Genomic DNA, 19,706 nt, shown 5'->3' with positions numbered 1-19,706 from the left:
GGAAAGGAATTAGAATGACAGAATCAACATACCCACAACTAAGAATCGTCCCCACGAGATTCCTGAATCCGGAGACCACCGAGATTCTTCTCGAAAAAATCTACACAATAGATGGGATACGCCGCCTTGTGCTCAATGGTCCAAACCTTCCGGCTACCGTACCTTACGGTCCGGCCAGAGGCACGGTCAATGATAACTCGCTCCGGCGCATCATTAAGGTCTGCGGTGAAGATTATCTTCTCCACGTTCAGGTCGGTGCAATTCTTCTTGAATTGGAAGATGCTTCTGTGATTCCGCTTGTCAAGGCGGCATGCGATGAGGTCTTCGCTGACAAATTCCCGTATGGAATCACCGAAGGTACCTACATGCGGTCGAACATGACGACCACCGACTATGCCAAATACGGTATTGTCGATGATAAACGAATTCTCGGAATGAGCGATCCAAAAAGCAAGCAGCGCCCTATCATCCTTCAGGGAACTAAATAAGCATGCCTCTTGGTCGTGTAACACAACTCGTCGATTGCAGACAGAGTATGGGTATGGGTAAGGGGGGATCTCTTGCTCAGAGGGGAACCATCTCTGAATGTAAAAATCCTGATGTCATCATCGTGGGCATGTCTCCAGGACGGAGGCATATCACAAAACCTGTCTGCGATATTACGTCAGCACTGCGGCAGCAGGGGATCGAATACAGCGTAAGTACCTTGGTGCTGAACGCAGGCAGCGGCGTCCCGCCTGATGCGGATATCGGCGGGGTATCACTCGGCTCAAATTTCGGAATTCTCGATCGCGAGATAGAACAGATAGAACGCCATAAAGTGGCTGTTCTTCACCACGGTAACATACGGTCTCATGTGGTCCACAAATCAAGGAAGATCCTGCAGGAATGCAACGTAAATGCCGTTGTTGTCTGTCAGGCTCCTGTTGATTATGAGGATCTTGCAAAAGCCGGAGTTAAGACCGCGTACGTCATGCCAAAACCAGACGACATTCGGACCAAAGGCACAGTAATGGGACTTGTTACCGGCATCACCCGGGGACAGACGCCAAGTCGTGTGGCCATGTCAGATGTCATTCATGAAGTACTCAGAATAATCAAATCTACAAATTAGGTGAACAAACTATGGCATACAAACCACAGTATGGTCCGGGAACCTCCAAAGTTGCGGAAGTACGTCGCAACCAGATGAACCCGAACGTAAAGCTCGAAAAGATTCGCAGCGTCACTGATGAGGACATCGTCCTTATTATGGGACACCGTGCACCAGGACAGGCATACCCGTCGGCACACCCCCCACTCGCAGAGCAGGGAGAACCCGACTGCCCGATCCGCAAACTCGTTAAACCGACCGAAGGCGCAAAGGCCGGTGACCGTGTCAGATACATTCAGTTCGCTGACTCTATGCTGAACGGCCCGTCCCAGCCTTACCAGAGAACCTATCTCGAATGCTACCGTTTCCGTGGTATCGACCCGGGAACTCTCTCCGGCCGTCAGATCGTCGAGTGCCGCGAGCGTGACCTTGAAGGATACGCACGTGAGCTTATCGAAACCTCTATCTTCGACCCGGCAACCACCGGTATCCGCGGTGCAACCGTGCATGGACACTCCCTCCGTCTCGCAGAGAACGGTATGATGTTCGATATGCTCCAGCGTTGTATTCTCGACACCGACGGTGTTGTCAAATACATTAAAGACCAGGTCGGTGTCCCACTTGACCGCAAGGTCGCTGTCGGTAAACCGATGGACGCAGCCTGGCTGAAAGCGAACACCCCGATGTTCCACTCCCTTGTCGGAACTGCATTCCGCTCCGACAGTGAATATGTTGCATACGTTCAGCGTATCCACGCCCTCCGTACCAAATACGGATTCATGCCCAAGGAGGCCTGAGTAATATGGCAAAAGTAGAAAAGACCCAGAAACTTTTCCTTGATGCACTCAAGCAGAAGTTCCCAAAACAGGACGTTGCATCCACCACCGCCGAGTTCTATAAATTCAATGGTCTTGAGCAGTCTCCTCGTAAGAGAGAGTTCATGGCCGAGAACAAGAAGATCGAAGCTGCACGCGGCATCTCCATGTACGACCCGAACCGCTGCCACCTTGGCGGTATCCCGATGGGTCAGCGCCAGCTGATGACCTACGAACTCTCCGGCACCGGAACCTTCGTTGAGGGTGATGACCTTCACTTCGTCAACAATGCTGCCATGCAGCAGATGTGGGATGATATCCGCAGAACCGTAATCGTGTCCATGGACATGGCCCACCAGACCCTGCAGAAGCGTCTCGGCAAGGAAGTTACTCCTGAAACCATCAACGAGTATCTCCACGTCGTCAACCACGCAATGCCCGGAGGCGCCGTCGTTCAGGAACACATGGTCGAGACCCACCCGGGACTTACCGACGACTGTTACGTCCGTGTGTTTACTGGTGACCAGGAACTCGCCGACAACCTTGAACCCCAGTTCGTCATCGACGTCGAGAAGCTCTTCCCGAAGAAGCAGGCAGAGGCCCTCCAGGCAGCAGTCGGTAAATCCCTCTGGCAGTGCGTCCACATGCCGACCATCGTCGGCCGTACCTGCGATGGAGGAACTACCTCCCGCTGGTCCGCCATGCAGATCGGTATGTCCTTCATTGCCGCATACCGTATGTGCGCCGGTGAAGCAGCAGTCGCTGACCTGTCCTTTGCAGCAAAGCACGCTGGTGTCATCAACATGGCCCACCACCTGCCTGCACGCCGTGCACGCGGTCCGAACGAGCCCGGAGGAATGCTCTTTGGTAACTTCTCCGATATGATCCAGGCAGACCGTGTCAACCCGAACGACCCGGCAAAAGCATCCCTGGAAAATGTCGCAGCAGGAGCCATGCTCTTCGACCAGATCTGGCTCGGATCCTACATGTCCGGCGGTGTCGGTTTCACCCAGTACGCAACTGCAGCATACACGGATAACATCCTTGATGATTTCACCTACTACGGAATGGACTACATCCACGACAAGTACAAGGTTGACATCAAGAACCCGAACCCGAAAGACAAAGTTAAAGCAACTCAGGAAGTTGTCAACGACATCGCAACCGAAGTTAACCTTTACGGTATGGAACAGTATGAACAGTTCCCGACCATGATGGAAGACCACTTCGGCGGTTCCCAGCGTGCAGCAGTTCTTGCAGCAGCATCCGGTATCACCACCTCCATTGGAACCGGAAACTCCAACGCCGGTCTCAACGGCTGGTATCTGTCCATGCTTATGCACAAAGACGGATGGTCCAGACTTGGTTTCTTCGGCTACGACCTGCAGGACCAGTGCGGTTCCGCAAACTCACTCTCCATCAGACCCGACGAGGGCTGTATCGGCGAGTTCCGTGGACCGAACTACCCGAACTATGCAATGAACGTCGGTCACCAGGGAGAATACGCAGCAATTGCAGCCTCTGCCCACTTCGGCCGCGGCGACGCATGGACGCTCTCCCCGCTGATCAAGATCTGTTTCGCAGACCCGGCCCTGAAGTTCGACTTCGCTCACCCGCGTGCAGAATTCGCCAAAGGAGCAATCCGCGAATTTATGCCTGCTGGTGAGAGATCCCTCATCATCCCGGCACAGTAAGTGGTTCATTAACCACTCACTTTTTTCTTTTTTTCTATGAAACGCGCAGACTAGTTCTTTATTTATATACTGCTCCAAAAAATCACGACAACAAAGGTATTATACAGCAATTATCATCGGGATTATCTGTTTTGGAGTAAACTTCGCTTGATTTAATCAAGTTCTCTATCATTAAGCAAAATAAATTGATTTTGATTTTACGTTTTTACAGCGCTATTTTTGTAAAATCCAGAATCTCTGTGATATTCTTACACATTTTTCGCATGTCTTATATATCTCTGAAAGTAAACAAAATACTTGTCCACACTTTGTACTCCATTCTTTAGAGTGGTAACGTTTTACGAACACTTGAGACGCATCCTTCGTTTCAGCCTGTGGTGCTGAAACATATTAGGTTCCTGATTAGTTATCCACAATCGGGAAACAAAACTCAAGGGAGAATCTTACATGCAAGAAATTATAATCGGCATTGGAGTAACTGCCCTTGCGGGAGCTCTCGCAGCGGTTGCCGGTGCAGCCGAAGATACTGAGTCCAACATCGGATCACAAGGTGACCCGAACTCTCAGGTCCAGCTCGCACCGCAGATGGGATACACTCACCGTATCTATAACAAAGCAGTGAGTGGAGAACCACCGGCATACACCCTGTGGGTGACCCTTGCTTGTGGTGTTGCATGGGCATTCCTTATGTTAGGAGTCAATGCAATCCTCGCAATCATCTTCGGAACAGTTCTCGCAACCTTTGTGCAGGGAGTTTACGCAACTACTGCATACCTTGGAAGAACCGCAAGTCTTTCCAAGTTTGGACAGCCGGTCTTTATTGATGTTGTTAAATCAGTAACGACTGTGACTATGGCTCACGCATTCGTAGCTATCTTTGCAACGGTAACCGTATGTTACCTCATGATGACAGTCATCGGACATCCGTTTGCTCTTCCGCTTCTTGGTATCGTATGGGGTCTTGCTCTTGGTGCAGCAGGTTCTGCAACCGGAAACCCGTACTACGGTAAAGAGCGTCAGTATCAGAATCAGAAATTCGGTGCTGGTGTCCCCATCTCTGCATCCGGTAACATCGTTCGTTATGCAGAAGCAGGACAGAGAAGCTCGATCGACAACGGTTTCTTCACCGCGAAATTCGGTGGACCCGCATCAGGTCTTTGTTTCGGATTAATTGTTTTCTTCGAACTCTGGCGTACCATCATCTTCGAGGACTTCCTCGCAGGATGGGGTGCAGTGATCGTTGGAGCAGTTGTAATTATTGTCTTCATGATCATCGACCGTTATGTTGAAGTCTGGGCACGCAAGAGCTACGGACCCTACACTGTGGAGGCCTGAATATGAGTGCAATCGCAGCTAAACCCGGAGCAAATGCCGGCGCATTCCAGCCAATTCCTTCGGTCATCGCAATCGTTATTGCAATCATTCTCGTTGTTGCTGCTTACTTCCTTGGAAGTTCCGGCATTCTTGCCGGCGGTGCAATGTTCGTTCTTCAGACTCTGTGTCTGATCATCCTTGGTGCAGCCTTAATCGCATTTGGTGTTCACTTTGTTCCCGTCGGCGGAGCGCCGGCAGCAATGGGTCAGGCACCCGGTATTGCTACCGGTGTCGCAATGCTTGCAACAGGTGCAGGTCTTGCAGGACTCTTTGGCGGAGCATGGGCAGCAGAGTTAGGTATTGGAGTCGCACTTGCCAGTGGAGCAATTGGCGGTGCATTAATGATGGCAATCACCTGTCTTATGGTGAACATCTCCTATGTCTTTGGCATGGGTATCCCGGCAGCCTCCGGTAAGGTCGAAAAAGATCCGATCACCGGTGATTTACAGGCAGCATACAAATCCCAGGGAACCGAAGGTCACGGTTTACCGTTCATCTCTTATGTTGGCGGTGTTATCGGCGGTCTTTTCGGTGGTCTTGGCGGAACACTCATCTACATTGAACTTCTCGACTTCTACAATGCTGGTCTTCCAGCACTTGGTTTTGTTGGAGCAGCAGACATCAATATGCTCTCCGTAGGTCTTGCAGGCATCTTTGCAATCGGTATGTTCCTTGTTATCGCAGTACTTTCTGCATACAACATTACCGGAACCATCGAAGGTCCGCACGACCCGAAGTTCAAGCGTTTCCCCCGTGCAATCGTCGCCGCAATCTTAGCTTCAGCTGTGTGCGGTCTTGTTGCAATGCTGGTGGTGGCATTATTCTGAGGTGTAAAAAATGTCAGTAAAAGTTGAAGCATCCCACGACGGAATTCCACATGACAAGGTCATGGTCATCGGAGCCGTTATTTCACTGGTATCCCTTTACATCGCTATCATTGGTACAGTCATCGGTGTTGACTATCTCGCATTCTTTGGTGGATTTGCAGCAGTCGGCGCCCTGATCTGGGGTAACAGCACAATCAAAAAGCTCTGCAGCTATGGTATCGGAACTGGTGTTCCGTCTGCAGGTATGCTCGCATTCGGATCCGGTGTCATTGCCCTTCTCTTTGCAGCTACCCTTGGCGGAATCAGCATCTGGATCGTACCGGTTGCAGGATTAATCATTGCTCTCATCGTCGGTCTCTTCCTTGGATGGATCTCAAACTCCGTTCTGAACATGAAGATCCCGGTGATGACCAGAAGTATCGCAGAACTCGCCGCAGTCGGCGCCCTTGCCCTTATGGGTCTTGGCGTTGTTGCAACCGGAACCGTTGGCTTTACTGGAATCGCCACCATCGAGATCCTCGGTGTTACTGTTTACAATGCATCCTATCTTGGTGCAGGTGTTATTGCAGTTTCATTCATGCTCGGTGCAATCGCTCTCCAGCACCCGTTCAACGCGTGCCTCGGTCCAGGCGAGAAACAGGACAGAACCAACATGCTCGCTATCGAATGCGGTTTCCTTTCCATGATCATCATGGCAGTGATTTCCTTCGTTTTCGTTTCATTAGCAGCAGCTTGGATCTCACTTATCGTGGCCATCATTGGATGGTTCGTGTCCTATGTCAAATATCTCGCCTTATCCAAGCGCGATGCAGCAGCCTGGCTTGATGCCAAGCCGTTCTCCGACGCGGAGGAGTAAGTTAGGAGGAAACAAAAATGGGATATGTATTAGTATTACCGGAATTTGGCCTCGTAGCTGACCCCATAGCAGGTATCGTAACGACTGCCGGTGTATCCTATCAGCCGGTTATCGATCAGGTGGTAGAACTCGAAACAATTGCTGAAGATCTTGTCGGCATGCTTTCGGGTGAAGGCAACTTCTTAAACAGCTTCCCCGGCCGTGAAAAGACTCTCATGAAAGCAGGTATGGTTACCTCTCTCTGGTATGGTCTTGCGGTTGGTCTGTTTGTAGCCTTCGTCCTCGCATTTGCCCTCTACTTCGGAGGTATCTAAAATGGTAGACAAGAAATCCCCGGCAGGCGGATGGCCGATCATTCAGGGTGATTACCACACCGGTGATGCAAACAGCCCTGTTGCTGTCATAACCATGGGTTCACACCTTGACGAGACCGCCATCTGTGTTGCAGGTGCAGCTCTTGCAGGATCCTGTAAGACTGAAAACCTCGGTATCGAAAAGATCGTTGCAAACGTCATTTCAAATCCGAACATCCGTTTCGTTCTGCTTTGCGGTACTGAAGTGAAAGGTCACCTTTCAGGTCAGTCTATCGAAGCAATGCACAAAAATGGTGTTGAAGGCGGAAAGATCGTTGGTTCTACCGGAGCAATTCCGTTCCTTGAAAACCTTGGCGATTCCGATATCAAACGTTTCCAGGAACAGGTTGAACTTATCAACATCATGGAAACCGAAGATCTCAATGTCATTGCAGCAAAAATCAACGAGCTCAAGGCACGGGATCCCGGAGCATTCGGTGCAGACCCGGTTGTCATCCAGTTATCCGATGATGACAGCAGCGGTGGAGCAGGTGCTGAATCCGGCGAAGAAGAACCTTTGACCGGTGAAATGGCCTTAATTACCGCCCGCATCAAAGCGATCCAGATGATGGTCACTGATATCGGTTACCGTAACAGATTCGCATCCGGTCTCTACGGAGGCAAGATCGAAGGTCTCATGATCGGTTTGATCGTCTCTCTGGTTATTCTTGGTGCACTTATCGGTGTTCAGGTGATCTAAAATGGCAGGTTCGATTATTAGAATGGCCGCCATCGACAAGATGGTGGATAATATCAGATACAAGGGCCAGATTCTTGCCAGAACAAACAAGGTCGACTCCGCAATCTCGAGCTCAGGTCTTGTTGGATTTGCCGCAGGTCTCGTTCTTGCTCTCGTTCTGATTCTTGTACCAGTGCTGGTGTTACTCTGAGGTGAAAAAAATGGCAGATAAAAAATCACCAGCAAATGGATGGCCGATCATTCAGGGAGATTACCACACCGGTGATGCAAACAGCCCAGTCGCTGTAATCACCATGGGTTCCCACCTTGATGAAGCCGGAATCTGTGCCGCAGGTGCAGCTCTTGCAGGTTCCTGTAAGACTGAAAACCTCGGTATTGAGAAAGTTGTTGCAAACGTCATTTCAAACCCAAACATCCGGTTTGTTCTGCTTTGTGGTACTGAAGTTAAGGGTCACCTTTCCGGTCAGTCCATCGAAGCAATGCACAAGAATGGAGTTGAAGGCGGAAAGATCGTCGGTTCTACCGGTGCTATTCCGTTCCTTGAGAACTTGACGGCAGAACACATCAAACGTTTCCAGGAACAGATTGAACTCGTTAACATCATGGAGACCGAAGACATGGGTCAGATCTCCGCAAAGATCAACGAGCTCAAGGGACGTGATCCTGGAGCATTCGCTGCTGACCCCATCGTCATTCAGTTAACTGATGATGCCGGCGGAGCAGAAGGCGGTGCAACGGTTGCAAGCGCCAACCCCCAGTTCCTCGAGATCGAGAAACGTCTTGATGCAATCGAGCAAAAGATTGAGTTCACGGACGCAGAAATTGCGATGCGTGTCGGAAGAAAAATTGGCCGTGACATCGGTATCCTCTACGGACTTGTAGCAGGTATCATTGCCTTCCTGGTAATCATTTACTGGATGTCAGGGTTATTATTCATGTAATGAGGTGCCAATATGTTCAAGTTTGAAAAAGAACAGCAGGTCTTTGACTTTAATGGAACGAAGATCGGTGGACAGCCCGGAGAGTATCCGCGTGTGCTTTCACCCTCCATCTTCTACAACAAACACGAGATCGTTTTAAACGATCACACCGGTGAGATTGACAAAGCAAAAGCAGAAGCACTCTGGAACCGCTGTCAGGAACTTTCTGACATTACCGGCAACAAGTACTTCCTCCAGATTCTCGCAGAACACGGCGAGGCTTTCGAGTCATACTTCTCCTGGTTCGACAGTATCGACAACAAGACCGCATTCCTGATGGACTCCTCTGCTCCTGCAGCACTTGTCCACGCAACGAAATACGTTACGGAAGTCGGTCTTGCAGACCGCGCTATCTACAACTCGATCAACGGTTCAATCCTTCCGGAGAACGTTCAGGCACTTGCAGAGTCCGATGTGAACTCCGCAATCGTTCTGGCATTCAACCCAGGTGACTCATCCGTTGCCGGACGTGAGAAAGCACTCGTCGACGGTGGTGTTGCAGGTCAGGCAAAAGGTATGCTTCAGATCGCAGAAGAATGCGGTATCACCCGCCCGATTCTCGACACTGCAGCAACTCCCCTTGGTCTCGGCTCATTCGGTTCCTACCGTGAAATCCTTGCATGCAAGGCAATCCACGGTATGCCTACCGGTGGTGCATACCACAACATGACTGTGTCCTGGACCTGGCTGAAACGCTGGAGAAAGAACATCCACGAGCAGTACGCAGACAAGCCGCTCCTTGCAGAGCAGATGTTCCACCACCACTACGGCGGCATCGAAGGCGTCCGTCAGGCTGCATGGTCTTCACCGGATATCGGCTGTAACATTATGGCAATGACCCTTGGTGCAGACTTAATCATGTACGGCCCAATCGAGAACATGGAAGGTGCCGCAACTGCAACAGCATTCTCCGATATCGTTCTTGCCGAAGCTTTCAGAGACTTCGGTGGAACCATCGGTGTTGAAGACGGTCCGATCAACAAACTCGTATAAAATTAAAAACAGGAGAGGGGACCTTTCCCCTCAAACGTTTTACACTATTTTTGTCAGTTCCTTTTCGCATCAGAAGAAATACATAGACTGACGACTAAACACTGGTAATTATGCGTGTCCGTGAGGGGAACCTAACACAGCAGTACTTCTGCGATTATCTGACATTGTTTGCAGGTGATGCATCCGCAAAGGAATCAGGTGAAGAAATTGTTTTGTCCAATCTGTTTCTGCATCGAATGAGTGTCGATGGCGGATTTCATGCAAGAGTTCTCTCGGCAATTCTCGGACACGAATCAGACCGATTCCTTCTCCTCAGCCTTTTCAAAGAAGTATCAGACGAAGAATACGCTCCTCTTCCACTTGATGAATGGCTGAAGTCAGAGTATAGTTCCGCAGTAAATAACGCTGACGTGAATCGGAAAATCGCTATCGCTGCTCTTCTTCGTTCTCAGATATCCGGCACAAACAAGGCTGCAGAGATCGTTTCCGCGTATGGAAGTCAGTACCCGGAGAGCTGGTGGCAGTTTCAAACCCGCCGCCTGACCGTGGAAGAAATCGAAAACCCGGATATGTATTTCGGCGTCGGCCGTCGGCCGTTCTGGCATGCATTTCCTCTCGATGAATATGCTGCCGTACTTGGGGGTGCCGAAACGCTCCCGCCTGAGATCATTTACGATATCATCATCTGCGTTGCCGGAGCCTGGTTCTCCACACTGACCCGTGAAGAAAAGATCATCTGGCTGAATATGCCAAGGACAACGCCCGATGAATGGGCAAAGTTTGCGGCCCCCCTGCTGACCCTTGAGAAGCCGGGTCCTGCATTATCCACGGCAAACTGGCTGTATGCTTCAGGAAATCATGATGCCGCTCTTGATCTGTACGCAAACATCACGCTTGCTTTCCCGCAGACACCGGTCGAAAAACCGGCCTTTGAACTCATGGGCGCTATTCTGTCCGAGTTCGGCGACTTCGACTATGCCTTCGAATCCTATAAAAGCGCCTTCCTTCTCGCGAGAAACGAAGGTCCCTACGAGACCGCGGTTGGGTTGAAAAATCTCTGCGAAGTTGGAGATGATCTGGGGGAGGATATGCGGGATTATTACATCCGTATTGCGTCGATCGCAGAAGAACTCTCCCCTGACGACCGGGTGAGGCTATACTTCGATCTCGCTTCGTCCGCCAGAAAAAAATACAATTATCTCGATGAGTACGCCTACCTAGAACGCATCATAGCAGAAGAAGGCGCCGAGGAACCGTTCTTTTCCAGAGCGATGTCCCGGATCTCCGAGATGAATCTGGCACTGGACTTTGATGGAAAACCCGACGATTCCGTTCTTCGGGAAAAAGATATCCGAGAACAGGCGGAGATTCTGGCTGCAAGAGGGGATGCCGCCTATTTCGGCTTCGATCCCGTCTGTGCTTTGTTCTGGTATAACAGATCGGATGCAGTGAGCGGTGAAAACTCCTCCGCAAAAAAGTTCCAGGCGGCCGTCGCTGCAGGTTTATACACTGAAGCAAAAGAGTATGCCAGCACGCCTGCAGAAAAAGTCATGGTCATGATTATGGGAGATACGCCGGTACATATCGCGGCCCGCGAACTTCACACAGCAGTCACGGAGGCATGGAAAGCCGGTGCTGATATCCTGCCGGTTGTCAACCCGGTTCTGACAATGCTTTCCCGCGAAGACCGAATGCTGGTCAGCGATATTCTCACTGACCGCTCGACCCGTGATGACGAAAAGGCGCTGGTATGTTCCGGTATTGGGGATTGTTATATCTCCCTTGGAATGTCGGACGAAGCACGTCAGATGTTCCGTCTTGCTCTTCGCGCCAACCCCTCCACTCCGGTTCGTGCCCGAATATTTTCAGAGATCGGGCTACTGGAGTATGAAACCGGCAATTATGATGCATCGTCGGAAGCGTATCTATCTGCATTGAAAATGAACGAACGGTTCCCGGCAGCATGGGCGGGTCTTGCCAAGGCATGCATCTGTCAGGCAAAATATCCGGAGGCTTTGGCAGCACTTGAAAATGCTATCAGACATCATCCAGTCAACACCACTTATCAGGATATGCGTAAAGCCGTTTTGGCAGTGATCGCTCATCCGGTCGATGAAACGGCCGACCGGCTTTTTACTCTCAATGACGCAGCAGGACTGCCTGCAGCGGCAGCTCTCTACTCGGAAAAATCGCCGTCTGGCTTTAAAAAAGAGGCATGGGACGCCGTTTCCGTTGAAGATGTCTTAAAATATAGAAATTAAACCTTTTTTGCATCCACTGCGCGAACAGTGAACAGCTTTTCGTTCGGCGTTTCCTGCATGATCCGAACCATCTCCTGTCTGATCACGGTCAGACGGTCTTTCTCTTCCGGGGTCGCGGTATTTGCCGCCTCTTTTCCTTTCAGAAGATGAAGTTCGCTACTCGTGAGTTTTGTATCCGGGAGTTCGTCAATGAAGAGTTTGCTTCCATCCGTTTTTTCCAAAACATAACTGCCGGTGTTCGTGTTTTCGATTACCAGCCGTTCCGGGTGATTTTTCAGATCGAATGTGTATCTGAGTGCATCAAGTGGACAGCGTGTTGTGTGCGAAAGCACGGTGATGTGCGTTTCGCTGCCTGCCCATTCCGCCGCGATCACTGCCATCTTGTAGCCAAGCGCAATACCTGGACAAATATGGCCATGTGCTTTGGCTACTGAATCAAAATCTGGAATATCTACCATAAGCAAAAAAATGTTAGAGATATTTGTGGGCGCGAAGCCAGTCTACCTGAGGGGTAGTGTATCGATAGATAATATCGCATTTATCATCCTGGAAATCCCAGGGAACAACAATAAGGATATCACCTTCACGAATCCAAACCCGTTTCTTGATTTTACCCTTAATGCGCCCAAGGCGCGTTACGCCGTCTGAGCATCGTACTCTGATGTGGTTTGATCCAAGCATCAGTTCTGCCTGTGCAAATTGTTCTCGTATACGTTTATTCGGCAGTTTTACACGAATAATGCTGCCGTCATCTGATACGTCCTGATTGTCGTTCTCTATTCTTCCCAAGTCATATTTCCCCTATAGTACTTTATTATAGGGTCTGAAACTTGATAAACACTACGGACTTGGACCGTCTCTGACTAAGATCCAGTTTTTGGAGTTGGTTTATATGTAAATGCCAGATATTCCAGCGATACTGCCGTATCTCTGCGATGTATCTGGGGTCGGAGGCATATTTTTTCATGGCTTGATAATACTCTGGTTTGTGAAAACTGTACTATTGGCCCGCTATGATTTCTCACCCAATAAGAATGGGGGGTGGAGAATAAACTAGATCTCTTTCATTGTGGGATATCTTTGTAGTTTGGTGTTAGATCGGATGGATACTGCGATACTTTGCATTCGACCGGTGGAAAGCTTAATGTGTATATACGATATACACATTAAACAAGGTACGAACAGGTGAAGATCCTTATCAGCAATTCGAGTGAAAAGCCGATCTATGAGCAGATAACAACGCAGATCAAATCCATGATCATCAGCGGAGAGCTTATGCCTGAGTCATCTCTGCCAAGTATGCGTCTTCTTGCAAAAGAGCTGAGGATCAGCGTGATCACCACGAAACGGGCGTACACCGATTTGGAACGGGACGGATTCATTGAAACTGTGCCTGGAAAGGGAAGTTTCGTCGCCAAAAAAAATACCGAACTGATCAGAGAACAACAACTCCGCCTCGCAGAAGAACATCTGCAAAAGGCAGTTGATGCGGCGAAAAGTTTCGGCATTGGTAAACAGGAACTTATGGAAATGCTTGAGATCATCTATGAAGGAGAATAAGAATGTCTGACGCAATTTGTGTGCATGAATTATGTAAGGAATATCCCGACTTCTCCCTGCAGAACGTTTCATTTTGTCTGCCTAAAGGAAGCATAATGGGATTTATCGGGGAAAACGGAGCCGGAAAAACAACAACAATAAAAACGATGCTTGGGATCGCCAAAAAAACCAGCGGCTCAGTAAAACTGTTCGGGCTGGATCTTGCGGATCACGAAAAGGAGATCAAGAACCGGATCGGTGTCGTCTTCGATGAATGCAGTTTTCACGACACGCTCACCGCGCTTGATGTGGCGAAGATCCTTGGGAAAATCTATGCGGATTGGGATGATCCACTCTATATCAAATATCTCAAACAGTTTGATCTCCCGGAAAAGAAAAAGATCAAAGAGTACTCCCGGGGCATGAAAATGAAGCTTGGGATCGCAGCGGCTCTTTCCCATCACCCGGATCTGCTGATCCTTGATGAACCGACCAGCGGACTCGATCCGGTCATCCGTGAAGAGATACTGGATATCTTCCTTGAATTTATTCAGGATGAGGAGCACTCGATCCTTCTTTCCTCGCACATCACAAGCGATCTCGACAAAATCGCCGATTACCTTACCTTTATCCATGAGGGAAAGATCGTGCTTTCCAAATCCAAAGACGAGATCCTGGAAGATCTGGGTATTCTGAAATGCAGTCTCGAGGAGTTTGGTGCCCTTGACAAAACATCATTTATCACCTACCGAAAGAATCAGTTTGGCTGTGAGGTGCTGATCAAAGACAAAATGAACTTCATTTCACGGCACCCGGATATGATCGTAGATCCTGTTTCGACGGAATCGGTTATGGTGTTTTATGCAAGGGGGAAAACCGTATGAAACAATTTCTTTCCGGCCTTCTGCTGAAGGATCTGCTGAACCTTCGCCCAATGACCAAGACCCTGGTCTTTATGTTTCTTATCTTCGGGATCGTTTTCATTCCGATGGGAAACACCATGACCGTGTACTTCCTGCTAATGATCTTTGCCGCTCTCCTTCCGATGACGTCCCTCACGATGGATGATATGGCGAAGTGGGACAGATACGCCTTAACGCTGCCGGTCACGAGAAAGGATATCGTTACGTCCAAGTATCTGATGACGATCATATTCTTCTGCGTCGCGATCGTGATTTCGGGAATCATTGCCGGTGTTTCGTATTATCTGACGCCGGAAACGGCGACCCCGTTCTGGTTCATCGTTCTCGTCGGTTCTCTCGGCTTATTCTACGGTTCGCTTCTGTTTCCGCTTCTCTACAAATTCGGTTCGGAAAAAGCCAGATATATGATGTTTGTTCTGATGGCCGTCATCGGGATCCTTCTGGTCGGCTGGTTTGCGCTCTTTGGAGAATCGCTCACCGGGAACCTTCTCATCTATATTCTGATCACGGCGGTGGGCTCGGTTGCGGCATTCATCGCTTCGTACTTCGTGTCGGTCAGGCTTTATGAGAAAAAGGAGTTTTGAATGGCAGCTTCACCGATGCAGAATCTCAAGGAGTTGGAGGAGGAGCTTGTCCTTCTCAAAAAGTATCCAAAAGAGGATCTGGAGCGAATCATCAAAGAGATCGGTTTTTCCTGTACCTGCTGCGGGAAATGCTGCACAAAAGCGTTCAACGGTCATGTGTTTCTTCTTGCTGAGGACACCCGCCGTCTGAAAACGTTTTCGCCGGAGTCAATGATCCCGGCACCCGATTTTCCCTACTCGGATCCTTCCGGGAACTTCTATGTGTCGGGCTATGCTCTCAAAACACGGGAGAACGGAGACTGCGTGTTTCTGGATGAAAATCGACGATGCAAAATCTATGATCAGCGGTTTGCCATCTGCCGGGTGTATCCGTATATGCTTCACCGCGAACCGGATTCCAGGGGTAAAATCGACTGGCGGCAGATCTCCGGTCTCGATGAACACGGAGAGTATGACTGTATCATCTCTGATGAGGAGTGTACAGAAATTGCCCGGGAGACAATTTCGTATGAGACTGCATTTCTGGAACAGGAGATCGCTTTCCACAAAGCGGTCCTGCAGAAGTTTTCCGACGAAGGTATCCGGTTCGTGAGAAAGGATCACGATCTTCGTGTCCGTGCATTTCTGAAATCAGGAAAAGCGACGGTGTTTGTCTGGGACGGATCGAATCTCGTAAAAGAAGAACTGTAAATTAGACTTAGGCGGTGTTGGGTGTGGAAACCTAAGAAAAAAACCAACGTGAATCTCCGCGAATAAACGCCAATCGCATTTTCCTTACGCCCGGGTGCTCTGCTCCGGCTTATCGCCTACGCAGAATCGCACCCTCTCTTGAAAAATGCTGTTTGAAAAATCCGCGTGCGGATTTTTTTGTTGTTTCATTATTTTTCGATTACACACAAAGAGAAGTTTCGGAGAGAAAAACCGGCAAGCCGGTTTTTCATATAGCACTTTTCCAGACGGCGTGCGATTCTGCGTAGGCGATAAGCCGGAGCAGAGCACGGCGGCGCAAGAAAAATGCGATTCGCGAAGATTAGCGGAGATTAGCGGTTAAATTATCTCGTGTGTCCAAACCCAACCATACCCTTCCCGAATTGGGGCCACGCCCGCATCGCGTAACGTATCTTAAAAAAATTAGTTGATTTTTGCGACGTCGGCGAGGAAATTCTCTATGACGTCGCGGGTCACGTGTGGCATCACGACAAATCTGAGATGGCCTGCACGGGTATGCGAGACGATCCATCCCTTCGGCACCGGTCCTGCTTCGAACGTCGCGACATTCATCACCGGATCGACGGCACGGGTGTAACCGAATGCCTCCATCCCTTCGATAAGACGGCGTGTGTTTTCCATACAGCCGGCTACGACCGCACGGAATCCTTCGCGTCCGAGGAGTTTGATGACGGCATAGGCGCCCGCGACATCCGCCCCCGGTCTGGTTCCGGCAAGGGTGCATTCCTTCTTTACGGTCAGATACGGAGTATCGACGTTGAGCGTTCCAAACTGCTCCGGTTCACGGAGAAGCAGACATCCGCAGGGGATCGTGCTCATACCCATCTTGTGCGGATCGAGCGAGATCGAGGAGACGCCAGGAACTTCGAAGTCGAATGGTGCAGGATTTGGCAGGAAGGGGATCACCATACCGCCGAACGCTGCATCAACGTGGAAGAACAGATCGTTTTCGAGGGCAATCTTTGCGATTCTCTCGACATCGTCGATCATACCGTACTCGGTCGTTCCGGCGATCGCGGAAACCGATATCGTATTTTTATCGACCATCTCGGCCATCTTATCGCAGTCGACGGTGTAATTTTTCCCGTAAGGAACCGTCCGCATCTCAAGTCCGAGAATGTCGCAGGTCTTGTCGAATGAAAAGTGTGCCGATGCCGGAACAACAATGTTGGGGTTTTTGATCTCTGGCTTCAGTTTTTTTGCGATACGGATCGCCTGAAGATTCGACTCGGTCCCGCCCGAGGTCGCATATCCTCCGGCTCCCGGATGATGCATGAGTTCACCAAGCGAATGAACCAGCCGGTCTTCGATTTTTGTTGTGCCCGGAAAAAGTCCCGGATCGCCAAGATTCGTTGCACTAAACATTCCATGTACGAAAACCGCCATTTCGTGCGGAATCGTACACATCGAACTGAGGATATGATCGTGATGCAAATCCTCTGCCCGATATGCGGATAGGAGGGAGATGACCTCCTCCCTTTTGCATCCTTTCTCCTCCATGAATAATCACGCTGAAAAGTTGTGGGGTTAGTTTTTCTTCAGAGCCGCGTTGAGCAGGATCTGTTTTTCCGTTTTTGCAACGGTCTCTCTGATCTTCTGGATGGCGTCGATGTTTGCCGAAACGCTGGAGATTCCCTGGTTTACGAGCCACTTGACGAACTTTGGATCGGAGCCTGCCTGACCGCAGATGGAACACTCCACACCGGCTTCTCTGCACTGAGCGACACAGTTTGCGATCAGACGCATGACCGCCGGGTGTTCGGGTTCGTACATCTCGCCGATCAGACCATTGTTCCGGTCAACCGCGAGCGTGTACTGGACGAGGTCGTTTGTTCCAAAGGAACAGAAGTCGATGCCTGCTTTGATGAACTCGTCGATGATGATCGCCGATGCGGGGATCTCGACCATGATACCAAGATCCATGTTTTCCACATCGATACCCCATCCGCGGAATGCTTCTTTTGCAGAGAGGAACTCGCGCGGGTGCTGAACGAGGGGGAACATGATACCAAGGTTATGGTAGCCTGCTTCCCAGAGACGGCGGAAACATTCAGCCTGCATTCTGAGCTGCTCCTTCTGGCGAAGGTCCCGGCGAATACCGCGGAATCCGAGCATCGGGTTGTGTTCGTGGGGCTCGTCTTCGCCGCCTTCCATATTGAGGAACTCATCCGTCGGCGAATCGAGGGTTCTGACCCAGACCGATTTTCCGCGGAATGCATCGAGAACCGTTCTGATACCGTCCATCAGTTCGGTGATGAACTGTTCCTGTTTATTGTGTTTGATATACCAGGAAGGGGTTTTGTTCATGCCGATGATAAGGTGTTCGATTCTGAGGAGACCTACTCCATCTGCTCCGGTAGCTGCAGCACGGGCTGCGGCTTCGGGCATAGAGACGTTGACCTTCACCGAGGTTGCGGTGATGATCGGAGATGCGACGATCGCCGGGCCTTTGGGCGAGGCTCCGCACTCTTCGGTCACGGCAAGTTTTCCATCGTAAATGAGACCTTTTTCGCCGTCGATCGTGACGATCTGACCCTCTTTCAGAAGGGAAGTTGCCTGTTTGGTTCCAACGACCGCCGGGGTGCCGAGTTCGCGGGAAACGATTGCTGCATGGCAGGTCATTCCTCCTTCATCGGTGATGATACCCACGACTTTTTTCATTGCCGGGACCATGTCGGGATTCGTCATGGTCGCTACCATCACATCTCCCTCCTGGACTCTGGAGGTGTCTTTCACGTCATTGACGATGATGACTTTTCCGGAAGCTACACCTGGTGATGCTCCGTATCCCTGAAGAATGATGGTCCCGGAAGCCGCTGAGGCAGGTGCCTTGGTTTTGGAATTGTTTTTCTGGATCGTCGTGATCGGGCGTGACTGGAGGATGTAGATCGTGTCGCCGACCATGCCCCACTCCATATCCTGGGCACTCTTGTAGTGTTCTTCGGATTTTATTGCGAACTCTGCAAGTCTGAGGATATCTTTTTCGGAAAGGACCTGGGCATCCTGCCGGTCTTTCGGCACTTCGGAAACCTTGGTGCCTTTCTTTCCGTCCGGAATGATTTCTACGGATTTGGTAGCGATGGTTTTCTGGACGATCTTCCTGCCTTTTCTGTCATAAACATAGTTGTCGGGAGAGACGGTTCCGGAAACGATTGCTTCGCCAAGTCCCCAGGATGCTTCGATCATCACGGTTTTTGCACCGGAGACCGGGTGGGACGAGAACATAACACCGGCTTTTTCTGAGAAAACGAGCTGCTGGACAACGACCGCGATATTCACGCTGCGGTCATCGAATCCATTCTTTGAACGGTAATATATTGCACGGGCGGTGTAAAGCGATGCCCAGCAGTTCTGGACTGCTTCGAGCAAGTCTTTCTCGCCGAGAATGTTTAGATAGGTGTCCTGCTGACCGGCAAAGGATGCATCCGGCAGGTCTTCCGCCGTTGCACTCGAACGTACGGCAACAACAGTTTCATTTCCCATCTTTTTGTAGGAGTCAAGAATTTCATTTTTGATCTTTGCCGGCATTTTTGCCGTGCTGACCATTGCCTTAACTTTGTCGGAAGTGGCGTTGAGTGCATCATTGTCGTCAACGTCGAGTTTTTCGAGAATGGAAAAGATGGGTTCTTCCATTTTTGTCAGCTGTAAGAACCGGCGAAATGCTTGGGCTGTAACTACAAACGCCTGGGGGACAGGCAGACCGACATGGGTCATCTCCCCAAGGGAAGCGCCTTTCCCGCCAACTGAGGGGATATCAGTGTTGCGGATTTCAGTCAGCCAGAGAATATTGGGTGATTTGTCCATAGATACTCACTATATCATTACTCTCTTAACAATAATAGATTATTGGAGGGGCTTACTTTTGGCGTTGGAGCGGTCCAATGGGAGATATGGATTTTTGTCCGGCAGTTTTCAGCAAATCGGCGGTGTTTTTTTCGCATGCAGGAGGGGTTTTTGGTCAGCACAGAAACATACTAAACGGGTG

At 50.1% G+C, this 19,706-nt stretch carries 21 protein-coding genes; 17 read left to right on the top strand and 4 right to left on the bottom strand.

The window, feature by feature from the left end; translation table 11 throughout:
• The first annotated feature begins 14 nt into the window (after nt 1-14).
• The 13 genes from mcrD to MLAB_RS08220 all read left to right on the top strand — a co-directional run bounded on the left by mcrD (nt 15) and on the right by MLAB_RS08220 (nt 11,946).
• Nucleotides 15-488 (top strand): methyl-coenzyme M reductase operon protein D, encoded by a 474-nt coding sequence (gene mcrD, locus MLAB_RS08280; protein WP_011833931.1) that lies wholly within the window; start codon nt 15-17, stop codon nt 486-488.
• A gap of 2 nt (nt 489-490) precedes the next feature.
• Complete coding sequence (gene mcrC, locus MLAB_RS08275; RefSeq protein WP_011833930.1) at nt 491-1,114, top strand: methyl-coenzyme M reductase I operon protein C; 624 nt, start codon at nt 491-493, stop codon at nt 1,112-1,114.
• A gap of 11 nt (nt 1,115-1,125) precedes the next feature.
• On the top strand, nt 1,126-1,890 hold the full coding sequence (gene mcrG, locus MLAB_RS08270; RefSeq protein WP_011833929.1) for a coenzyme-B sulfoethylthiotransferase subunit gamma: 765 nt from the start codon (nt 1,126-1,128) through the stop codon (nt 1,888-1,890).
• 5 nt (nt 1,891-1,895) lie between these two features.
• The gene (gene mcrA, locus MLAB_RS08265; protein WP_011833928.1) at nt 1,896-3,602 is read left to right on the top strand and encodes a coenzyme-B sulfoethylthiotransferase subunit alpha; all 1,707 of its coding nucleotides are present in this window, start codon (nt 1,896-1,898) and stop codon (nt 3,600-3,602) included.
• A 447-nt stretch (nt 3,603-4,049) separates the two neighbouring features.
• Nucleotides 4,050-4,937, top strand: coding sequence for a tetrahydromethanopterin S-methyltransferase subunit E (mtrE, locus tag MLAB_RS08260; RefSeq protein WP_011833927.1), 888 nt, complete (start codon nt 4,050-4,052; stop codon nt 4,935-4,937).
• Nucleotides 4,938-4,939: 2 nt separating this feature from the next.
• Nucleotides 4,940-5,803 (top strand): tetrahydromethanopterin S-methyltransferase subunit D, encoded by an 864-nt coding sequence (mtrD, locus tag MLAB_RS08255; RefSeq protein ID WP_011833926.1) that lies wholly within the window; start codon nt 4,940-4,942, stop codon nt 5,801-5,803.
• A 10-nt stretch (nt 5,804-5,813) separates the two neighbouring features.
• Nucleotides 5,814-6,659 (top strand): tetrahydromethanopterin S-methyltransferase subunit MtrC, encoded by an 846-nt coding sequence (mtrC, locus tag MLAB_RS08250; RefSeq protein WP_011833925.1) that lies wholly within the window; start codon nt 5,814-5,816, stop codon nt 6,657-6,659.
• 17 nt (nt 6,660-6,676) lie between these two features.
• The gene (gene mtrB, locus MLAB_RS08245) at nt 6,677-6,973 is read left to right on the top strand and encodes a tetrahydromethanopterin S-methyltransferase subunit MtrB (protein WP_011833924.1); all 297 of its coding nucleotides are present in this window, start codon (nt 6,677-6,679) and stop codon (nt 6,971-6,973) included.
• 1 nt (nt 6,974) lies between these two features.
• Nucleotides 6,975-7,712 carry a tetrahydromethanopterin S-methyltransferase subunit A gene (mtrA, locus tag MLAB_RS08240; protein ID WP_011833923.1) on the top strand — a complete coding sequence of 246 codons (738 nt, stop codon included), beginning with the start codon at nt 6,975-6,977 and terminating at the stop codon, nt 7,710-7,712.
• Nucleotide 7,713: 1 nt separating this feature from the next.
• Nucleotides 7,714-7,902 carry a tetrahydromethanopterin S-methyltransferase subunit F gene (locus MLAB_RS08235; protein ID WP_011833922.1) on the top strand — a complete coding sequence of 63 codons (189 nt, stop codon included), beginning with the start codon at nt 7,714-7,716 and terminating at the stop codon, nt 7,900-7,902.
• A gap of 10 nt (nt 7,903-7,912) precedes the next feature.
• Nucleotides 7,913-8,653: a tetrahydromethanopterin S-methyltransferase subunit A gene (gene mtrA / locus MLAB_RS08230; protein WP_011833921.1), complete on the top strand. Its 741-nt coding sequence runs from the start codon at nt 7,913-7,915 to the stop codon at nt 8,651-8,653.
• Between the two features lie 12 nt (nt 8,654-8,665).
• The gene (gene mtrH / locus MLAB_RS08225; RefSeq protein ID WP_011833920.1) at nt 8,666-9,685 is read left to right on the top strand and encodes a tetrahydromethanopterin S-methyltransferase subunit H; all 1,020 of its coding nucleotides are present in this window, start codon (nt 8,666-8,668) and stop codon (nt 9,683-9,685) included.
• Between the two features lie 110 nt (nt 9,686-9,795).
• Nucleotides 9,796-11,946 (top strand): tetratricopeptide repeat protein, encoded by a 2,151-nt coding sequence (locus MLAB_RS08220; protein ID WP_011833919.1) that lies wholly within the window; start codon nt 9,796-9,798, stop codon nt 11,944-11,946.
• Here MLAB_RS08220 and MLAB_RS08215 read toward each other — a convergent pair.
• Nucleotides 11,943-12,404, bottom strand: a complete 462-nt coding sequence (locus MLAB_RS08215) for an FmdE family protein (RefSeq protein WP_011833918.1) — start codon at nt 12,402-12,404, stop codon at nt 11,943-11,945. The genes MLAB_RS08220 and MLAB_RS08215 overlap by 4 nt on opposite strands.
• Before the next feature lie 13 nt (nt 12,405-12,417).
• Nucleotides 12,418-12,735 carry a translation initiation factor eIF-1A gene (eif1A, locus tag MLAB_RS09655; protein ID WP_011833917.1) on the bottom strand — a complete coding sequence of 106 codons (318 nt, stop codon included), beginning with the start codon at nt 12,733-12,735 and terminating at the stop codon, nt 12,418-12,420.
• Nucleotides 12,736-13,131: 396 nt separating this feature from the next.
• Between eif1A and MLAB_RS08205 the strand changes: the two genes are divergently transcribed.
• From MLAB_RS08205 to MLAB_RS08190, 4 genes are read left to right on the top strand one after another with little or no spacing between them, the layout of a single operon-like run.
• A complete protein-coding gene (locus tag MLAB_RS08205) occupies nt 13,132-13,506 on the top strand; it encodes a GntR family transcriptional regulator (protein ID WP_011833916.1) in 375 nt (124 codons plus the stop codon).
• 2 nt (nt 13,507-13,508) lie between these two features.
• Nucleotides 13,509-14,369 (top strand): ABC transporter ATP-binding protein, encoded by an 861-nt coding sequence (locus MLAB_RS08200; RefSeq protein WP_011833915.1) that lies wholly within the window; start codon nt 13,509-13,511, stop codon nt 14,367-14,369.
• Nucleotides 14,366-14,992, top strand: a complete 627-nt coding sequence (locus MLAB_RS08195; protein ID WP_011833914.1) for an ABC-2 transporter permease — start codon at nt 14,366-14,368, stop codon at nt 14,990-14,992. The genes MLAB_RS08200 and MLAB_RS08195 overlap by 4 nt, the downstream gene beginning before the upstream one ends.
• A complete protein-coding gene (locus MLAB_RS08190) occupies nt 14,993-15,682 on the top strand; it encodes a zinc/iron-chelating domain-containing protein (protein ID WP_011833913.1) in 690 nt (229 codons plus the stop codon).
• Nucleotides 15,683-16,123: 441 nt separating this feature from the next.
• Here the strand turns inward: MLAB_RS08190 and mfnA are convergent, their stop codons facing one another.
• On the bottom strand, nt 16,124-17,221 hold the full coding sequence (gene mfnA / locus MLAB_RS08185) for a tyrosine decarboxylase MfnA (protein ID WP_011833912.1): 1,098 nt from the start codon (nt 17,219-17,221) through the stop codon (nt 16,124-16,126).
• Nucleotides 17,222-17,248: 27 nt separating this feature from the next.
• Nucleotides 17,249-19,525 (bottom strand): phosphoenolpyruvate synthase, encoded by a 2,277-nt coding sequence (gene ppsA / locus MLAB_RS08180; protein WP_011833911.1) that lies wholly within the window; start codon nt 19,523-19,525, stop codon nt 17,249-17,251.
• Between the last annotated feature and the right edge of the window lie 181 nt (nt 19,526-19,706).

Origin of the sequence: Methanocorpusculum labreanum Z (assembly GCF_000015765.1) — an archaeon.
Lineage (GTDB): Archaea > Halobacteriota > Methanomicrobia > Methanomicrobiales > Methanocorpusculaceae > Methanocorpusculum > Methanocorpusculum labreanum.
This window is presented reverse-complemented; position numbering and strand designations above follow the sequence as displayed.

What these genes read in the sequence shown, in the direction of transcription:
- MLAB_RS08190 (WP_011833913.1), top strand. Translation starts at nt 14,993, where the DNA reads ATGGCAGCTTCACCGATGCAGAATCTCAAGGAGTTGGAGGAGGAGCTT.
- mtrA (WP_011833923.1), top strand. Translation starts at nt 6,975, where the DNA reads ATGGTAGACAAGAAATCCCCGGCAGGCGGATGGCCGATCATTCAGGGT.
- mtrB (WP_011833924.1), top strand. Translation starts at nt 6,677, where the DNA reads ATGGGATATGTATTAGTATTACCGGAATTTGGCCTCGTAGCTGACCCC.
- mtrE (WP_011833927.1), top strand. Translation starts at nt 4,050, where the DNA reads ATGCAAGAAATTATAATCGGCATTGGAGTAACTGCCCTTGCGGGAGCT.
- mtrC (WP_011833925.1), top strand. Translation starts at nt 5,814, where the DNA reads ATGTCAGTAAAAGTTGAAGCATCCCACGACGGAATTCCACATGACAAG.
- MLAB_RS08195 (WP_011833914.1), top strand. Translation starts at nt 14,366, where the DNA reads ATGAAACAATTTCTTTCCGGCCTTCTGCTGAAGGATCTGCTGAACCTT.
- mtrH (WP_011833920.1), top strand. Translation starts at nt 8,666, where the DNA reads ATGTTCAAGTTTGAAAAAGAACAGCAGGTCTTTGACTTTAATGGAACG.
- mcrC (WP_011833930.1), top strand. Translation starts at nt 491, where the DNA reads ATGCCTCTTGGTCGTGTAACACAACTCGTCGATTGCAGACAGAGTATG.
- MLAB_RS08220 (WP_011833919.1), top strand. Translation starts at nt 9,796, where the DNA reads ATGCGTGTCCGTGAGGGGAACCTAACACAGCAGTACTTCTGCGATTAT.
- mcrG (WP_011833929.1), top strand. Translation starts at nt 1,126, where the DNA reads ATGGCATACAAACCACAGTATGGTCCGGGAACCTCCAAAGTTGCGGAA.
- mfnA (WP_011833912.1), bottom strand. Translation starts at nt 17,221, where the DNA reads ATGGAGGAGAAAGGATGCAAAAGGGAGGAGGTCATCTCCCTCCTATCC.
- MLAB_RS08215 (WP_011833918.1), bottom strand. Translation starts at nt 12,404, where the DNA reads ATGGTAGATATTCCAGATTTTGATTCAGTAGCCAAAGCACATGGCCAT.
- MLAB_RS08235 (WP_011833922.1), top strand. Translation starts at nt 7,714, where the DNA reads ATGGCAGGTTCGATTATTAGAATGGCCGCCATCGACAAGATGGTGGAT.
- mtrD (WP_011833926.1), top strand. Translation starts at nt 4,940, where the DNA reads ATGAGTGCAATCGCAGCTAAACCCGGAGCAAATGCCGGCGCATTCCAG.
- mcrD (WP_011833931.1), top strand. Translation starts at nt 15, where the DNA reads ATGACAGAATCAACATACCCACAACTAAGAATCGTCCCCACGAGATTC.
- mtrA (WP_011833921.1), top strand. Translation starts at nt 7,913, where the DNA reads ATGGCAGATAAAAAATCACCAGCAAATGGATGGCCGATCATTCAGGGA.
- mcrA (WP_011833928.1), top strand. Translation starts at nt 1,896, where the DNA reads ATGGCAAAAGTAGAAAAGACCCAGAAACTTTTCCTTGATGCACTCAAG.
- ppsA (WP_011833911.1), bottom strand. Translation starts at nt 19,525, where the DNA reads ATGGACAAATCACCCAATATTCTCTGGCTGACTGAAATCCGCAACACT.
- MLAB_RS08200 (WP_011833915.1), top strand. Translation starts at nt 13,509, where the DNA reads ATGTCTGACGCAATTTGTGTGCATGAATTATGTAAGGAATATCCCGAC.